Here is a 16,068-nt window from a genome sequence, read left to right on the forward strand (position 1 = left end):
ATCAGTGATTGGGGGTGGCTAGATGAGGCCGCGTCGACGCGCCTCGTCGGCGAGTCCGCTACGGCCCCACTGCACGACGAGGTTGGATGGATCGAATTCAACCGAACCGCCGAGGGATTCGGCGATCGCCTGGAACTGGGCGCCTTCCTCGAGGAGGACGACGAACTTCGCGAGGTCGAGCAACCCGCTGCGGCCGATGACGTTGACCCCGCCGTTGGCTTCGAAGATCGCCACCAGATCGGGATCGTGTTCGAGACGCTCGAGAATGAAATCGCCTGCAGAACGGGACCGATCGATGTGCGGCGGAATCTCTCGGGAGAGCGTCAGCCTCTGCGAAGCCGCATAGCGGATGGGTAGCGTCCGATGTGTCTGTGCCCAACCGCCGAGCCACGGTGTGTGGATGTGGACAACGCTGGTGATTTCCGGATGCTGACGGAAGACCGATGCGTAGCCGGTGACAAATCCGGCCGATCCGTTGCCGGACAGCACCTCTCCATCGAAGGTGGCGACAACCGGTGACACCGACGGATCGTTCGCCCACGGTCCCGGATCGTTCAGGGCGACCGCGATTTCGGTGCCGGGTACTCGTTCGACGAAGTTGACGGTCCCGTTGGCTGCAACGGTTCCGGTCTTGCGGAAGACGTCGAATGCTTTGTCTGCTGCTTTGCGCGCTTCTTCGACGAATGCTGCGGTTTCGGTGTCGAGTCGAGTTTCGGTGGTGGTCATCGAGTCTCCAGTCCAGAAGGTGTGATCGGGGTGCGCTGCAGGAGGGGAAGAACTTCTTCGCCGACGCGGTATGCCTCTTCGAGATGCGGGTTACCGGCGAGGATGAAGGCGTCGACGCCCAGTTCGCGCAGCTCGTCGAGTCTTTCGGCGACCTGCTCGTAACTGCCGACCAGTCCGAACGCCGGTCCGCCGCGGATGAGGCTGAAGCCGCACCACACGTTGGGTTGCACTTCCAGATCTCGGTAGCCGGTGATGTGTTCGGGTACCCAGCCTTTGATGCGGGCGGCGCCCACCGAGTCACCCTGGGCTGCACGGTCGGCGGCCCCCTTGTCGACGAAGGCCCAGCCTTTCTCGATCTCGGCCCACGCGGCTTCTTCGGTGTGCCGGGCTACGACGTCGATGCGTACGGCGAATTTCGGCGTGCGTCCCAGTTTGGCCGAGTTCTCCCGCACGCCGTCGATCTTGGCTCTCAGATCGGCGTACGGTTCCAGCCAGGAAAGGTAGTAATCGGAGTGCAGTCCGGCGGCGGCGACGGCTGCGGCCGAAGATCCGGAGAAGTACACCTCGGGAAACGGTTGGCCGGCAAGCCCGGGTGGCAGTGCAGCGCCGTGGGTTTGGAAGAAGCGACCGTCGAAGTCGAAAGGTTCACCGTCCCACACACCTTTGAGGACATCGAGGAACTCGGACGTCCTGGTGTAGCGATCGTCGTGGTCGACTTTGTCGCCCCACCACAGCTGAGGCGCTCCACCTCCACCACTGATGATGTTGTAAACCAGACGTCCGCCGGTTGCTCGCTGCAGACTGGCCGACATCCGCGCTGCCTGTACCGGGTGAAGGAACCCCGGTTGGAACGCGACCATGAAACGGTATGTGGTGGTCTCGGCGGCCAACGCTGCTGCGGTCGCCCACGGATCCTCGGTCATCGGGAAAGACGGCAGAAGTCCACCGAGGAACCCTGCGGACTCGGAAGCCTTTGCCACCGCGGCCATGTGGTCGATGTAGCTGTATCCGTCCAATTCGCCGCCGCGGATCGCGGGAGCAATGTTGCCCGGCCCGTATCCACCGGCATCGCCGCGGTTGTAGCGACGCGGAGTACGCAGCGACGCGTGGTCGCCTTCCATCCCGATCCGCCAATAGAAATCGATGCTCATGCGGTGGCCTTCTCTTCTGTGGTGGCCTTCTCTTCCTTGCGAATCCGACCCTCGGGATCGACCAGGTGCAGGAGATGCTCGCCCGCCCGGTGCAGCTCTTCGATGTGTGGCCGACCGGACAAGACGAAACCGTCCACGCCGATATCGCGATACGACGACAATCGCTGCGCCACCTCCTCGTAGCTTCCGACGAGGCCGATACTGTGCTCGTAGCCGATGCGGTCGAATCCGGACCACAGGATGCCGCCCCGATCGATCTCGAGTGCAGCGGAATCGGCTTCTCTCAGTTGCCGTTCGACGCGAGCCCAGGCTTCGTCCGCTGTTTCCCTCGCGATGATCGGGATGCGCAGGACCTTCTCGACGGTCCTGCCGAGTTCGGATGCTCGGTCGTCGAGGGTGGTGATCCGTGTCGACAACTCGTCGCCGGCAAGGGTGAACTGATGGACATCGGCATGGTGGGCCGAGAGTTCCAGAGCTTCCGGCGAGTCCCCGGTCAGATGTACTCGGGGAAAACGGAGTCCCGACAAGATGCCTCGGAATCCGCCGCCGAGTACGTCGTAGTATTCGCCGTCGAAGTCGTAACCCGTACCGCCGAATCCGCCAGGGAGAATCTGCTCCTCGTTCCATACGCCACGGGCCACGGTCAGGAACTCCGCGGCGCGCGCGTAGCGGTCGGCTCCTCGAACCACGTCGCCGCGAGCAGCGGCGTCTTCGGGGTCCGTCTCTACCTTCACTCGCCATTCGAGACGACCTGCCGACAGGCGCTGAAGTGTCGCCGACATTTTGGCGGCGTAGACGGGGGTGCCGAAAGTGGGGTGAAACTCCACGACCACTCGCGAATGACGCGTCTGACGTAGGGCGGCGGCTGCAACGATCCAGGATTCTTCGCCATTCGGATCGTACGGTGCGACAACGCCGTCGACGCCCGACAGTTCGGCGGCGAGAACGATCTGTGCCAATTCGTCGAAGGGCCCGAAGTTTCCGGGACGAACATCGGTCGCGACGGTAGTCGGTCGCTGCGGCCCGAAGCCGCCGCGACTGTTCAGTGCGGCCACCGCCCGGCGTCCGTCACCGCGAGACGGTAGCTCCCAGTAGACGTCCGTCATTCTGCTGTGCCCTTCTGCGCAACAAGGTTGCGTGCCTGTTCCAGTGGTTCGTGCGCCACCCAGGACTGCAGGTCGAAGTCGGCGGCAAGGAAGCCGTGCGCATACAGGAATTGTTTCTGCACGCCGAGCAGGTCCACACGCTCGTCAGACAGGCTCAAATGCAGTCCGGTGTGGAAGTTCTCGCCGTACGCTGCCACCACACCTTCGGGCCCCGACTGTGTTTCGGTTTGCAGAACGGCTCGGACCTCGTCGATGTTGGCTGCGGCCCAGTCCGCCGCTCTCAGGCTCTCGGCAAGGAAACCCACGACGATGTCCGGGCGCTGTTCGAGTAGATCGGCGTGAACTGTGATCGGTCGTGGGGTGCCGTTGTTGACGCGATCACGCAGGGAAGCAGTGGAATCGAGATCGACGGCCACCGCGAGACCGTGTTCGCGGGCAACTTCCTGGGCGCGGGCACCCTTGACGTAGATGGCGTCGACGTCGCCGCGTAGCAGGGATTCGACGCCCCACGTCGTGTTGCGGGTGGACGAGGCGGTGCGGACCTCGGGGGCTGCCGTCGTCGCAACCTCGACGAGGGTGACGTCGGCAAAACTCAACTCGCCGAGTCGAAGTGCGGAGGCGAAGCCGTGCAGGGCCATGGCACGAGGAAAGCTCCTGGCCTGATCTGCCGCCCAGGCCGGGATACCGATCCGAGCGCCGGCCAGAAGACCGGCTTCGCGGATGTCGGAGTCTCCGCGCACCAGGATTGCCTGGGCCTCGTCGATCCAGGTGAGCCCGATGAGCCTCGTCGGAGAACCACTGGCACGCGCAGCCAGTGCAGGGACGTTGCCGCCTTCGCGAATGAGTCCGGAGAGATGGTGATCGAAATGGCGCACTGCCAATTCCGGTCCGGCATCTTGCAGTACGCCGAAGCGCACTCCGGATTCGTTTGCCGTCCGGTCGAGCCAACCGAGACTGTTGGCGAGACCGCTGGCGGTGGGAACGGGGCAGCGGGTGTACCAGAGTGTGTCGATTGCGGAATCAGCGATCAATGTCATGACTGTCCTGTCCGTCGGGGAAGGTGCGGCCGACACCGAGTTCCTTCAGGAAACTCGCTCGGTAGCGCAAAGATTCGGGATCGTTCCGATCGCGGGGGCGTGGCAGGTCGATGTCGACGTCCACGGCAAACCCGCCCTTGTCGAGGATGAGCACGCGGTCGGCAAGTCGTACGGCTTCGTCGACGTCGTGCGTGACGAGCAGTACTGCCGGACGGTGGCGGGCGACCAGATCGCCTACCAAGTCTTGCATTTGGAGTCTGGTCAAAGCGTCGAGGGCTGCGAACGGTTCGTCGAGCAGTAATAGTTCAGGTTCGCGAACGAGAGCGCGAGCCAATGCGACGCGTTGGGCCTCGCCGCCGGAGAGGGTGGCCGGCCAGGCACGGTGCTTGTCCGCGAGGTTGACCTCGGAGAGTGCGTTGCGTGCATTGTCGGTCACCTGACGTGACCGCTTCTGTCCGACTGTGACATTGGCCAGAACTCGCTTCGACGGAATCAGTCGCGGTTCCTGGTAGACAACCGTGCGGTCGCGCGGAACCAGCACCTCTCCGCTGTCCGGTGCTTCCAAACCGGAGAGCACTCGCAACAGGGTCGTCTTGCCGGTACCGCTGGGGCCGAGGAGAACGACGAACTCGCCGCGCGTGATCTCGAGGTCGATACCGCCCAGAACAGTCTTGTCACCGAACGACTTACGCACTCCGGTGAGCGAGACCGCTACCGGTGATCCGGCACGTCGCTCGGCCGCAGTGGTGCCGGTCCGCTCACGGGCTGCCAACGGCGGCAGAGGTGCTTCGGTGGTTGGCAGCGAGCCGATGGTTGTATTCGTCATCGCGCCACCGACAATCTCCGCCACGGCATGGAGTACCGCTCGATCAGTCTGACGATTGCGTCGAAGATGAGTCCCAGTGCCGCGTACATGACGATGCACAGAACCATGTAGTCGGTGCGGTTGTATTCCTGCGCCAGGGTGACCAGATATCCGATGCCCTCACGTGTGCCGACCTGCTCGGCGGCGATCAATCCAGTGATGCTGAGCGACAGGCAGATTCGAAGCCCCATCAGAACACCGGGGAGGGCGGTCGGAAGAATCGCTCCGAACACCAGTCGCCAACCCGTCAAGCCGAAACCTTGTGCCGCTTCCACCATCTTGCGATCGACTCCGCGCACTCCCAGGTAGGTGTACGCGTACATGGGGGCGACGGTCGCGACGGCGATCAGGACTACCTTGAAGGTTTCGTCGATACCGAACCAGGCGATGAACAACGGAACGAGCGCGAGGAACGGAACCGCGCGGTTGATCTGCATGGTCGAGTCGATCAGTTCTTCGCCGAGCGAGGAGAGACCGGACAGAACCCCGAGCACCAATCCGACGATCACACCGACCGAAACACCGAGTGCGGCACGTTGAAGCGACGCGAGACCGAAGTCGACCAACTGACCCGACTGGTACAGCTCGGCGAATGCCGTCCATACCGCCGGAGGTCCGGCCAGGATCTCTTCGCGGATCAGTCCGGTAGCGGATCCGATCCACCATCCGGCAACCAGCAGCGCGGGCACGAGGAAGCGGAGTGGGATCGAGACCCACTTGGGCCTGCTGCGATTGCGGCGGTAGCGGGGCGTTTCGAGTTGCGGATGCTCCACTGACGGCGACGCAGTTCGTGCGGGCCGGGTCAGCGTCACCATCGGGTCACTTCCCCTCAGTGGTGGGTGCTGCCGCTGCCGAACCTGCCACAGCACCCTGGAGGTCGAAGATCACGTCACTGCCTTTGATCGGCTGCTGGATCACCTTGTTGTCGGCGAACAACGTGGAGATCGATTCGAGGTCGGTAGCGTCGGCTGCAGTCGGGTAGCGGAAGTTGGTGATCTGGCCGCCCAGGGTGATCGCGTCGTCGAGTCGCTGTCCGGAGAGTGCGCGCGGACCGGTCTGTTCGAAGACGTTCTCGAATGCTGCCGGGTCGGCCTGCTGCTTCGCGGTGAGTTCCTGGGTGACCTCGAGGAACTTCTGGACCACTTCGGGATGCTCTTCGAGTACTACGGTGCGGCCGGCAATGATGGTGCTGTCCACTGAGTCGATGCTCGCCTCGGTTGCGATCTCGACCGCGCCCTTGGCCTTGGCCTCCTGATACGGAATCAGGAACGATGCCCAGGCGTCGACCTGCCCGGTGGAGAACGCCGACGCCGCGTCAGCCTGTTGCAGCGGAACACGTTCGACGGAATCGATCGGCACTCCGGCCTGCGTCAGGGCCTTGAGCGTGATGTACTCGCCCTTGCCTGCAGGGTTGACGGCAATGCGCTTGCCGGCCAGATCTGTGACGGTCTTGATGCCGGACTCCGGAGTGGCGATGATGCCGGCCTGGTCCTTGTTGTACGGGTCGGACGTGGCGAAGATGCGGACACCCACGTCCTTGGACAGTGCGCCGACGACGGGACTGTATGCGCCGGTTTGGATGTCGAGTTCACCGCTGTTGAAGAGTTTGAGGTTGGAGCTGAATCCCGGTGTGGTCTTGACCCATTCGATCTTTGCGCCCAGCGGTGCCAGAGCCTCGTCGTAGGTTCCGTCACGCTTGCCGACGGCGATGGCACCGGAGTTTCCGGGATCGAAGACCTTGAGCGTGAAGTCTGCGCTGGAATTGCCTGCGGCGCTGTCGGAATCGGAAGACCCACACGCCACCGCCAACCCGGCCAGCGGGATCATGGCGAGCGCAGCGGCAGCTCGTGGCAGTCGGCGGAAGCGGGACATGTATGTGGCTCCTTCAGGCGTTGAATCGTCAGAACTGACGACGATGACGCTATTGGGTGCCTGTCCGTTTTGCCCCCGTTTGTTTTCTGGAGATTGGAAATCTTGACAACATCGGAAGTCTGTTCATCTGGGCTTTTGCAAGTCCACGTTCGGTTGCTTTCCATCTGATGGAAAGGATGGCCGGACTGCTGGGTCCGTGTTAGCGTCCGATTCTCAGGTCGATCAGGCCACAGCGAAAGGATCGTTCGTGACGGACGCACGCGGCGCGGGAGTTCAGACGGTAACCCGTGCCCTGACCATGCTCACATGTTTTCGCAGTGGCGAAGAACTGGGAGTCTCGGAAGTTGCGCGGCGACAAGAGCTTGCGGTCAGCACCACGCATCGATTGCTGCAGTCGCTCGTCGACGCGGGATTTCTCGAGAAGGACGACGCAACCAGTCGGTATCGCATCGGCGCGGCGCTGGCGGCTTACGGACAGGTCTCCTACCGGCAGCATCGGATCTATCTGTCCGAGCCCTATTTGGAGCAATTGGCCGCGACGACAGGAGCATCCGCCTCCCTGGCAGTGCGAAGCGGAAGTGAGGTGGTGTTGCTCGGATTCAGTCGGTGGCGCGAGGCCGACGGGCACGTGCTGCAGGGTGTCCGCCTTCCCTTGCATGCGAGCGCACTGGGGAAAGCCTTTCTGGCTTGGTCCGATGTCGACGATTCCGAGCTGGCTGCGCTGCCACGTGAAGCGACCACTCAGCGTGCGATCACCGATGTCGCCGGTATCCGCCGGGAACTGGAACTGACTCGTGAGCGAGGATACGGATTCAACGACGAGGAGTTGACCCCGGATTTCCGAACGATCGGAATTCCGATCATCGATGGATCCGGCACTGTGCGTTACGCTCTCGGGCTTCGTGGTCCGGTCGAGCTGATGATCGACGAACGGATTCCGTTTCTCGCGGACCTTGCCAAGGTGACTGCACGACAGATCGGTGAGGTCCTTCTCTGACGTGATGTGAAAGCGCTTGTGGCAGATCCGGCCGAACGTGATTACCGTTGAAGTCGAGGGCGCGATCGCACAATGGCTACGCGACGTGACCGCGTCCTCGCGAGCGTGGAGACGAGTGATGACGACGATCGGTGTCGTTGCCCTGTTGCTGGGCGTCCTGTTGATTGTGGTCGAGGCGCATGCCCCAACCGCGGGGGTGCTCGGTGCGCTTGGAGCACTCATGATCGGTGCCGGCGTCTGGATGCTCTTCACATCCGACGGTATCGGCCAATTGATCGCGATCCCTGTGACGGCGGGGGTCGCGGTAGTCGGCCTGGGCGTGGTGGCGGTAGCGAGTCGAAAAGCGCTTACCGCGCGCCGCGCTCCCGTGCGTACGGGGACGGAATCTCTTGTCGGCTCGGACGCGACCGTTCGCAGTTGGACCGGTGCGCAGGGTCAGGTCGAGCTCGACGGCGGATTATGGCGTGCTCGAATGGAATTCGGGTACGACGATTCTGTGCCTGCCGTGGGCGAATCCGTCGTCGTAGAGCAGGTTCGAGGCCTGACTCTGAAAGTGCGCCGTCGTGAACCGTGGGAGCTGCCGCTATGACCACCGTGCTTGTCGTGTTGTCCGTGTTTGTCGTGCTGATTGCAGTCCTTGTGGGCATGTCGGTGAGAGTTCTGCGCGAGTACGAGCGCGCGGTGGTGTTCCGCCTCGGTCGACTGATCACCTTGAAGGGTCCTGGTCTGGTGATTCTGGTGCCGGCGATCGATCGCATGGAGCGGGTCAGTCTGCGAACCGTCACGCTGAAGATACCGGTCCAAGAAGTGATCACTCGCGACAACGTCCCCGTGAAGGTCACCGCCGTCACGTACTTTCGGGTCGTCGACGCTGACCGTTCGATAGTCGAGGTCGAGGATTTTCTGGCCGCCACCTCACAGATCGCCCAGACCACACTGCGCTCCATTCTCGGTAAAGCTGAGTTGGACTCGCTGCTCTCCGAACGTGAACGGCTCAACGAGGACTTGCAGAAGGTAATCGATCAGCAGACCGAGCCGTGGGGAGTCAAGGTCACGACCGTCGAGATCAAGGACGTCGAGATTCCGGCCAACATGCAGCGCGCCATCGCCAGGCAAGCAGAGGCCGAACGAGAGCGGCGAGCCAAGATCATCAACGCCGACGCCGAGTTTCAGGCTTCGGCCAAGCTCGCCGAGGCGGCCGAGGTGATCAGCCGCAATCCGACCACCCTGCAGTTGCGTTATCTACAGACGCTTCACGAGATCGGTAGTGAGAACAACTCCACCGTTGTCTTCCCCTTGCCGCTGGATCTTGTCCGGCCCTTTATCGGTGGCGGAGTTGCGGCAACTCCCGCGACCCAAGAACCTGCCCGTTTCGTCTGGAATGCGAAAGTTGTTGATTAGCATATAGTTTCGGTTACCATCCCTTGTATTCGAAACTTTGTTCGATTAAACTTTGAGCATGGACAGTCGGGATGCGTGGCAACTGGATGGCGAGGACCTCAAGGGTGAGGTTCTGGATCTGGTGCGTGTCCGGCACGAGTTGCAGTCGCGGATGGTGTTGCTGATCGTGGAGATGTTTTCCCGGGAGGTTCTCGGTGGGAAGGGTTTTCGGGCGATCGCGCAGTGGTTGCATGGTTCGACGAATCTGGAGATCGGTGAGTGCAGTCTGCTGGTCGGGTTGGCGCGGTTGTTGATGCTCGAACCCGTTGTCGGCGATGCGTTTCACCGTGGTGACGTGGACGCGTTGAAAGCCCGTCAGGTGGCGTCGTTTTGTCAGCATCCGCCGAAGAACATGACCCTGGCGGATGTGGACAAGGCTCGCGGGATTCTGTTGGGTTTGGCGTCGAAGAACATCGCCGATTGTGATGCGGTGCGGGCAGCGATTCGGCGGATCGAGAAGCAGTACGGCAAGCGTGAGGACGGTGTTCCGGTCGGCGAGGATTCCGAACGTAACGAGTTCTACGCCTCGAAAGGCTTGTACGGGCGTGTGTCTGTGAAGGGTGACTTGGATGCTGTGAATGGGGCCCGTCTGATCACGTTGCTGTCGAGCCTGTCCGCGCCGACACCGGAGAAGGACGGTGTGAAGGACACGCGTACTCCGGCACTACGGCGGGCGGATGGGTTTTGCGAACTACTGCGGCGGTACGAGCGGGCGGGGTTGGGTCCGATCGAGGGCGGAGTGAAACCGCACATCACGGTGACCGCGTCGGCGAAAGACATGACCGACCTCCAAGCGTTGAAGGACTTGCTGCCGTCGACCGAGGAGTTGGGGTTCGCGTGGGCGGATTGGGTGGGCCCGATCAGTATCGATACCGCGCGGATGCTGGCGTGCGACTGCACCGTCACCCGGATCCTCCTGGACGAGAACGGTGTTCCGCTCGACTGCAGCAAAGAAGCAAGGACCGCGACGGTACCCCAGCGGCGGGCGTTGGCGGTTCGTGATGGTGGGTGTGCGTTTCCGGGATGCGGGACTCCGTCGGGGTGGTGCGATGCCCATCATATTGTTCACTGGAACGATGGTGGCCCAACAGATCTCGACAACCTGATCTTGTTGTGCGGTCATCACCACCGGACGATGCACCACACCGAATGGCGGGTGGAGATCGGGCCGGATCGGAAATCGGTGTTCTATCCGCCGATGTCTGTTGATCCGCACCAGCATCCGATCGGCGGGAACAGCCCACCCACAGCAGCCTGAACGGGCGCAACTGAATACGTACACACCGGGGCATAGCCATGCCCCGGTGTGTACGGCGTGTGCGGTCAGAGCATCGTCGAGATATGTTCCGGCAGCGCGACACCGGAGTCGAGATCCTCGGACGGGATCGGTTCACCGAAGTGCGTAGCTGCGGGAACTACTCCAGCCCAAACGGTTTCGATACCGATGTCGGCGGCATCGTCACCGGGGCCGCCGGTGCGGGCCTTGACGGAAGCCTCGTACAACGGCAGTGCAAGAACGATGGTTGCCGCCATTTCCTTGCGCGTGTGATCCCGAAGGTGTTGGGAACGTCCGGGAACCACCTGGTCGACGATCAGATTCAAAGCCTTCACGCGCTCGTCGCCGTCGGTCACGACTCGAGGTGATCCGATGATGACGCCGCTGCGGTAGTTCATCGAGTGGTGGAAGCCCGACCGAGCCAACACGAGCCCGTCGAGGATCGTGATGGTGATGCAGATTTCGCTGTCGGGAGCCAAGCTCCGTGAAGCGACTGAACCGTGAACATAAATAGATCCGCCGCGGTCGGGGCCGTCGAGGTCGAACCCGTAGGCGGTGGGAAACACCATGGGAACTCCGCCGACGGTCACACCCATGTGGCACAGCTTCGCGGACTGCAAGACGTCGACGAGTGCCGCGCGTTCTGCGACGCCGTGGTGGCGGGCGCGCTTGTGCGTCGTACGTGCTGTCGGGGACAGCGGAATAGGTGCAGTGGGGGCAGGAGCAGGGGCAGCAAAGACAACGGAATCTGTCATGCAGACAATGCTGGTGGCAAAGTGGCTTCAAGTCATGGTCCAATCAGTGGAGACTTCGATAGGCCACTGCGATTTGCCACTTCCGGGAGGGTTCTGAATGTTTCTGCCTTCGGCGGTAGCCGTCGTCCTCGACCGGACAGATCGGCGGGCGCTCCCGGTCCAGATTGCCGACCACCTCAGAGCTGATATCCGCAGTGGTAAGGCGGCAGTGGGTCTGAGGTTACCCAGTTCCCGGAAGCTGGCGGCGGAGCTCGAGGTGGCGCGGGGCGTCGTGGAACGGGCGTATGAGCAGTTGATCGCCGAGGGTTGGCTTGTCGCTGTGCACGGCTCAGGCACCTTCGTTGCCGAGGCGCCCTCCCCCATGGTCACTCCCACGACTACACCGAAGAAGGCCGCCGACAAGATGTCACCCAGGGTGCAGCTCCGGCCGGGCGTGCCGTGGACGCCACCGCGTGCATCGGCAGCGTGGCGGCGGGCGTGGCGTGACGTCGGGTCCAAACCGCCACCTTTCGAGGATCCCGATCCTGCGGGTGACTACGAATTGCGTTCGGCACTATCGGAATTACTGGCAAGAGCCCGCGGAATGTCGGTTGAACCCGAGAGAATCCTGATCACCTCAGGTGCCACGCATGGTCTCGGCCTCGCCCTGTCGGCTCTGCGTACCCGTGGTGCTGTTCTGGCGATGGAAGATCCCGGATACCGGTATGCGTCCTCGGCCGCTACAGCCTGTGGATGGTCGCTGCTCGACGTGCCCGTCGACGCTCATGGTCTCTGTGTCGACCAACTCGAAACTGCGTCGGAGAGCGTCCGTGGCGTGTATGTGACACCGTCCCATCAGTATCCGACGGGTGGGCTGCTTCCGGTAGGTCGGCGCAACCAGTTGATCGAGTTCGCCCGCGTCCGCGACGTCGTCCTGTTCGAGGACGACTACGACTCCGAATTCCGTTACGACGTAGCGCCTTTGCCTGCGCTTGCCCAGTTGGCTCCTGATCGGGTGGTGTATCTCGGAACGGTTGCCAAGACGCTCGGCGCCGGAATTCGATTGGGCTGGTTGGTAGCTCCCCTCGACCTGGTCGACCGCATAGCAGTACACCGCAAGCGAATCGGCGACTTCCCGTCGGTTCCGCTGCAGCAAGCACTCCTGTCCCTGCTCCGTGACGGCGAATGGGATCGAGCGGTACGTACCGCCCGGCGCAGGTACCGCGAGCGCGATCGGGCGGTCGAGGAGGCACTGTCATCGTTCGGTGAACTGCGGGGTCTCGGCGCCGGCATGCACACGACGCTCATGCTCGACGCGGATCTGGCAGCCACCGTCGCTCGCGAGGCACTTGAACACGGCGTCGAAGTGCCCACCCTGGTCGAGTCCACCCGAACGCACGGAGACCCCGGCGGATTGGTCATCGGCTACGGACGGGTGGAATCCGCGGACCTCGAATATGCGCTCGAGGTGATAGCCGAGTGCCTCGCACGTCACAGCGCTTGAAGTCTCGTTGATCGGGAGTGCGGCAACGGATGGGCGTGGTCCAGTTCTAGCGTCTGCTCGTGACGATCCGAAGCCAGACCTTTCCGCACCTGCTCGCACCAGGCACCATCGGCCCGATGACCGTGCCCAATCGCGTGGTTCTCCCTGCGATGGACATGAACCTGTGTGAAGACGGGGAAATCGAAAAGGGCGACATCGACCACTTCGTGTCTCGTGCGGCCGGTGGAACGGGTCTGATCATCACCGGTTGCTGCGCTGTTGCGTACCCGCTGGGCTGCACCAGCCGCAAGGAACCGGGGCTCTCCGAAGACCGGTTCATCCCCGGACTCAAAGCGCTGGCCGACGCGGTGCACGACGCAGGCAGCAAGCTCTGTGTGCAGATGACACACCACGGCAAGGTGGCGCGCATCGATACCCTCGACGGCCGACCGCAGTTGGTCCCGTCCACGCCGAAGCCGCCGGGTGACATGAGCGCGATGGCCGATTGCACGCCAGAAGAACTGGGCAAGATGGCTGCCATCAACGAGGGCAAGAGGGCTACGTACCACGAGGCAACCAAGGAAGATCTTGATTGGCTGGTTCGCATGTTCGCCGAGGCTGCCGGACGGGTGAAGGCGGCGGGCGGCGACGCCGTCGAGATTCACTGTGCCCACAACTACGTCCTCGGAGCGTTCCTGAGTCGATACACGAATCAGCGCAGCGATGAGTACGGAGGTTCCATGGAGAACCGTGCTCGCCTGGCTTGTGAGGTCATTCGAGCGGTCAAGGAGGAGGTCGGCGGTGCGCTCGCCGTCATCGTGCGTCTGGCCGGTCAAGAGTACGGCGAAACCGACGGGCTGACCGTCGACGAGGCTGCTGCGGCTGCCAAGATGTTCGAAGAGGCCGGCGCTGACGCCATTCACGTCACCGGTACCGCGCTGAATGCTTTTGCCAACTTCACCGACGGCCCCCTGCCCGACAAGGTCGGCTATTACACGGACAATGCAACGCGAATCAAGCAGGCGATATCGATCCCCGTGATCACGGTCGGACGTATGCTCCCCGAGGTTGGCGAGAAGATGATCGCGGAAGGTCGCACGGACTTCGCCGCAATGGGCCGTCAGCTCCTGGCCGATCCACAGTTGGTGAACAAACTCAAAGACGGTGCACCCGAGCGGGTTCGGCCTTGCATCAATTGCTACGTCTGCGTGCAGGAGAACTTCTGGGACGAGACGCCGCTGTGCGCTGTCAATCCCGCGCTCGGCAACGAAGCGCTTCTCCCCTTCGTTCGGACCAGCACTCCGAAACACGTTGTTGTGGTCGGAGCGGGCCCCGGTGGTCTCGAGACGGCCCGCGTGGCCGCTGAACGTGGGCACCGAGTCACGGTGTTGGACAAGTCCGATCGCCTCGGTGGCACCCTGTGGTTCTCGAGCCTCACTACCCCGGACAACGGGCGTCTGCTCAGCTGGTTGAAAGTGGAAATCGAGCGTCTCGGTGTCGATGTTCGACTGAAGACCGAAGTCTCGGTTGCTTCGATCCGGGCACTGAACCCCGACGCCGTAGTCGTGGCCACCGGTGCAGTCCGTGAGCGGCCTAGTGTTCCGGGCGGCGACTTGCCGCACGTGCACACCGGTGATTCGTTGCGCGCGTTGATGACCGGAGCTGGAGACGTCTCACAGGTACCGCCGTTCCTGCGGACGATGGCCAAGTTGGGCAAGCTGTCCGGTATTACCAAGAGCCCCGCGGCGATCCGAGCTGTGACCCGCAAGTTCCTGCCCATGGGTAAAGACGTTGTCGTGATCGGTGGTTCGCTTGTCGGACTCGAGCTTGCGGAGTTCCTGGCCGAGCGAGGTCGCAATGTGACGCTGATCGAAGAAGGCCAGCAGTTGGGTATTCCGATGGCGATGCCGCGCCGCTGGACGGCGGTGCGCCACGCCAAGCATGTCGGTGTGGACATTCACCGCAATTCAACGGTGCAGCGAATCACCAAGGAGCACGTCGAATTCCGTTCCGGTGACAAGACACGGACCGCTCCAGCCGACATGGTTGTCGTCGCGTCGGGAGTGTCGGCGCAGGCGCCACTGGCCGATTCTCTGATCGGTGTCGTGTCCGACGTACATGTGGTCGGTGACGCGGTGAACGTCGACTACATCGAGGGCGCGATGCACACGGCGTGGAAAGTCGCGATGGATCTGTAGTTCAGCATCAGGTAGCGCTTTGTGCCGCAACGATGTCCGGCCACCAGCGGGCCGCGACATCGGGGTGCGCACGTAGTCGACTCTTGAGGGCATTCGCCCCGTAGGAATCGTGTATCGGGTTGTTCGCGTCCACGGTGACGCCGGTGGCGCGCGCCGCCAGCTCGGGCGGTAGGTCGAACTCCGGGATCTGCGCTGCGTAGTTCGGGTTGAAGAAGAACGGCACCGAGATACGTTCGCCGTCGCCCTCGGGTGAAACTACCCGGTGCACAGTCGCTTTCAAGTATCCGCCGGTAGCGACCTCGAGCAGTTCGCCGATGTTGACCACCAGCGCCCCGTCGATCGGCGGCGCGTCGATCCAGTCGCCGTCGTGCTCGACCTGCAGACCGCCCTTGCCCGGTTCGACATAGAGCAGAGTCAGCACACCCGCGTCCTTGTGTCCGCCGACGCCCTGGGAGCCGGCACCTTTCGGGCGGCCCGGGTAACGCACCACCTTGATGAGGATCGACGGATCGTGAGCGAACGCGTCGTCGAAGATGTTCGCATCCTGGCCCAGGGCTACCGCCCATTCGCGTAAGAGGCTCAATGCGATCGAGGTGAGCGTGTCGTTCCACTCGGTGATGACGTCGCGAAGTTCGGGAAGGGCGTCGGGCCACTGGTTGGGGCCCTGCAGGATCTCCCAGGCCGGTGAGGTGTCGGTGCGCTCGGCCGCGGGCTGTTCGGCCCCGATGTCGATCTGCTCGCGCCAGTCCTGCTTGCCTTCGGTCAGTTCGCCGCCGAGCCTGGTGTACCCACGGAAGTGCGGGCTGCGGACGTTCTCGATCGCGAGCTTCTCGGCAGTGGGAAGCGCGAAGAACTCGCGGGCGACGTCGAGGAGGCGTCGCTGCAGTTCGTCGGGAATTCCGTGGCCGACCAGGTAGAAGAATCCGACCTCGTGGGTGGCCTCGCGGAGCTGAGTGCGGAACTGCTCGGCGGTGTCGGGGTTCTGCGCAAGCGACAGATCGAGCACTGGCAGCGACGTAATCGACATGGGGTCCTCGATCCGTGTGATGGTTCTGATGTCCATCATTCCACGCTGAGCGGCACCCGGACCCGCACGGCAATTCGGCAGCCGCAGGCGTGATTACCCGCGCGGATGCGGAAACACCCTGCGGATAACAGAATCGGGGCCTTGCGCCGTTGGCGC

Annotated in this window: 15 protein-coding genes; 6 read left to right on the plus strand and 9 right to left on the minus strand. The window is 62.9% G+C overall.

Features of this window, described 5'->3' with window-relative positions; all coding sequences use genetic code 11:
* Positions 1 to 18: 18 nt before the first annotated feature.
* Genes P3G66_RS28340 through P3G66_RS28370 form a run of 7 tightly spaced genes read right to left on the minus strand, consistent with a single transcriptional unit; the run spans position 19 to position 6,757 of the window.
* Positions 19 to 726: a class II aldolase/adducin family protein gene (locus tag P3G66_RS28340; protein WP_054187225.1), complete on the minus strand. Its 708-nt coding sequence runs from the start codon at positions 724 to 726 to the stop codon at positions 19 to 21.
* Positions 723 to 1,877, minus strand: a complete 1,155-nt coding sequence (locus tag P3G66_RS28345) for an LLM class flavin-dependent oxidoreductase (protein WP_003946051.1) — start codon at positions 1,875 to 1,877, stop codon at positions 723 to 725. The genes P3G66_RS28340 and P3G66_RS28345 overlap by 4 nt, the downstream gene beginning before the upstream one ends.
* Complete coding sequence (locus tag P3G66_RS28350; protein ID WP_050656907.1) at positions 1,874 to 2,983, minus strand: LLM class flavin-dependent oxidoreductase; 1,110 nt, start codon at positions 2,981 to 2,983, stop codon at positions 1,874 to 1,876. Before P3G66_RS28350 ends, P3G66_RS28345 begins: the two co-directional genes overlap by 4 nt.
* Positions 2,980 to 4,020, minus strand: a complete 1,041-nt coding sequence (locus P3G66_RS28355) for an ABC transporter substrate-binding protein (RefSeq protein WP_007735503.1) — start codon at positions 4,018 to 4,020, stop codon at positions 2,980 to 2,982. The genes P3G66_RS28350 and P3G66_RS28355 overlap by 4 nt, the downstream gene beginning before the upstream one ends.
* Positions 4,004 to 4,846 carry an ABC transporter ATP-binding protein gene (locus P3G66_RS28360; RefSeq protein WP_204855189.1) on the minus strand — a complete coding sequence of 281 codons (843 nt, stop codon included), beginning with the start codon at positions 4,844 to 4,846 and terminating at the stop codon, positions 4,004 to 4,006. The genes P3G66_RS28355 and P3G66_RS28360 overlap by 17 nt, the downstream gene beginning before the upstream one ends.
* Entirely contained in the window at positions 4,843 to 5,700 is an 858-nt protein-coding gene (locus tag P3G66_RS28365) for an ABC transporter permease (RefSeq protein ID WP_003946011.1), read from the minus strand. The genes P3G66_RS28360 and P3G66_RS28365 overlap by 4 nt, the downstream gene beginning before the upstream one ends.
* Positions 5,701 to 5,704: 4 nt before the next feature.
* The gene (locus P3G66_RS28370) at positions 5,705 to 6,757 is read right to left on the minus strand and encodes an NrtA/SsuA/CpmA family ABC transporter substrate-binding protein (protein ID WP_054187223.1); all 1,053 of its coding nucleotides are present in this window, start codon (positions 6,755 to 6,757) and stop codon (positions 5,705 to 5,707) included.
* Positions 6,758 to 7,004: 247 nt separating this feature from the next.
* Between P3G66_RS28370 and P3G66_RS28375 the strand changes: the two genes are divergently transcribed.
* The 4 genes from P3G66_RS28375 (at position 7,005) to P3G66_RS28390 (ending at position 10,452) form a co-directional block, all read left to right on the plus strand.
* Entirely contained in the window at positions 7,005 to 7,754 is a 750-nt protein-coding gene (locus P3G66_RS28375; RefSeq protein WP_030537941.1) for an IclR family transcriptional regulator, read from the plus strand.
* Between the two features lie 118 nt (positions 7,755 to 7,872).
* The gene (locus tag P3G66_RS28380; RefSeq protein ID WP_007735511.1) at positions 7,873 to 8,343 is read left to right on the plus strand and encodes an NfeD family protein; all 471 of its coding nucleotides are present in this window, start codon (positions 7,873 to 7,875) and stop codon (positions 8,341 to 8,343) included.
* Positions 8,340 to 9,155 carry a slipin family protein gene (locus tag P3G66_RS28385; protein WP_050656912.1) on the plus strand — a complete coding sequence of 272 codons (816 nt, stop codon included), beginning with the start codon at positions 8,340 to 8,342 and terminating at the stop codon, positions 9,153 to 9,155. Before P3G66_RS28380 ends, P3G66_RS28385 begins: the two co-directional genes overlap by 4 nt.
* A gap of 58 nt (positions 9,156 to 9,213) precedes the next feature.
* Positions 9,214 to 10,452, plus strand: a complete 1,239-nt coding sequence (locus P3G66_RS28390) for an HNH endonuclease signature motif containing protein (protein ID WP_276117424.1) — start codon at positions 9,214 to 9,216, stop codon at positions 10,450 to 10,452.
* Positions 10,453 to 10,517: 65 nt separating this feature from the next.
* Here P3G66_RS28390 and P3G66_RS28395 read toward each other — a convergent pair whose 3' ends face one another.
* Positions 10,518 to 11,225, minus strand: coding sequence for a pyridoxamine 5'-phosphate oxidase family protein (locus tag P3G66_RS28395; RefSeq protein WP_162114429.1), 708 nt, complete (start codon positions 11,223 to 11,225; stop codon positions 10,518 to 10,520).
* Between the two features lie 97 nt (positions 11,226 to 11,322).
* Between P3G66_RS28395 and P3G66_RS28400 the strand changes: the two genes are divergently transcribed.
* Entirely contained in the window at positions 11,323 to 12,708 is a 1,386-nt protein-coding gene (locus tag P3G66_RS28400; RefSeq protein ID WP_003945997.1) for a PLP-dependent aminotransferase family protein, read from the plus strand.
* Positions 12,709 to 12,767: 59 nt separating this feature from the next.
* Positions 12,768 to 14,885, plus strand: coding sequence for an FAD-dependent oxidoreductase (locus tag P3G66_RS28405; protein ID WP_276117425.1), 2,118 nt, complete (start codon positions 12,768 to 12,770; stop codon positions 14,883 to 14,885).
* A 7-nt stretch (positions 14,886 to 14,892) separates the two neighbouring features.
* Here the strand turns inward: P3G66_RS28405 and P3G66_RS28410 are convergent, their stop codons facing one another.
* Positions 14,893 to 15,951, minus strand: a complete 1,059-nt coding sequence (locus P3G66_RS28410) for a 2-oxoglutarate and iron-dependent oxygenase domain-containing protein (RefSeq protein WP_223304565.1) — start codon at positions 15,949 to 15,951, stop codon at positions 14,893 to 14,895.
* Between the last annotated feature and the right edge of the window lie 117 nt (positions 15,952 to 16,068).

Source organism: Rhodococcus sp. C3V (genome assembly GCF_029269915.1).
Classification (GTDB): domain Bacteria; phylum Actinomycetota; class Actinomycetes; order Mycobacteriales; family Mycobacteriaceae; genus Rhodococcus_F; species Rhodococcus_F qingshengii.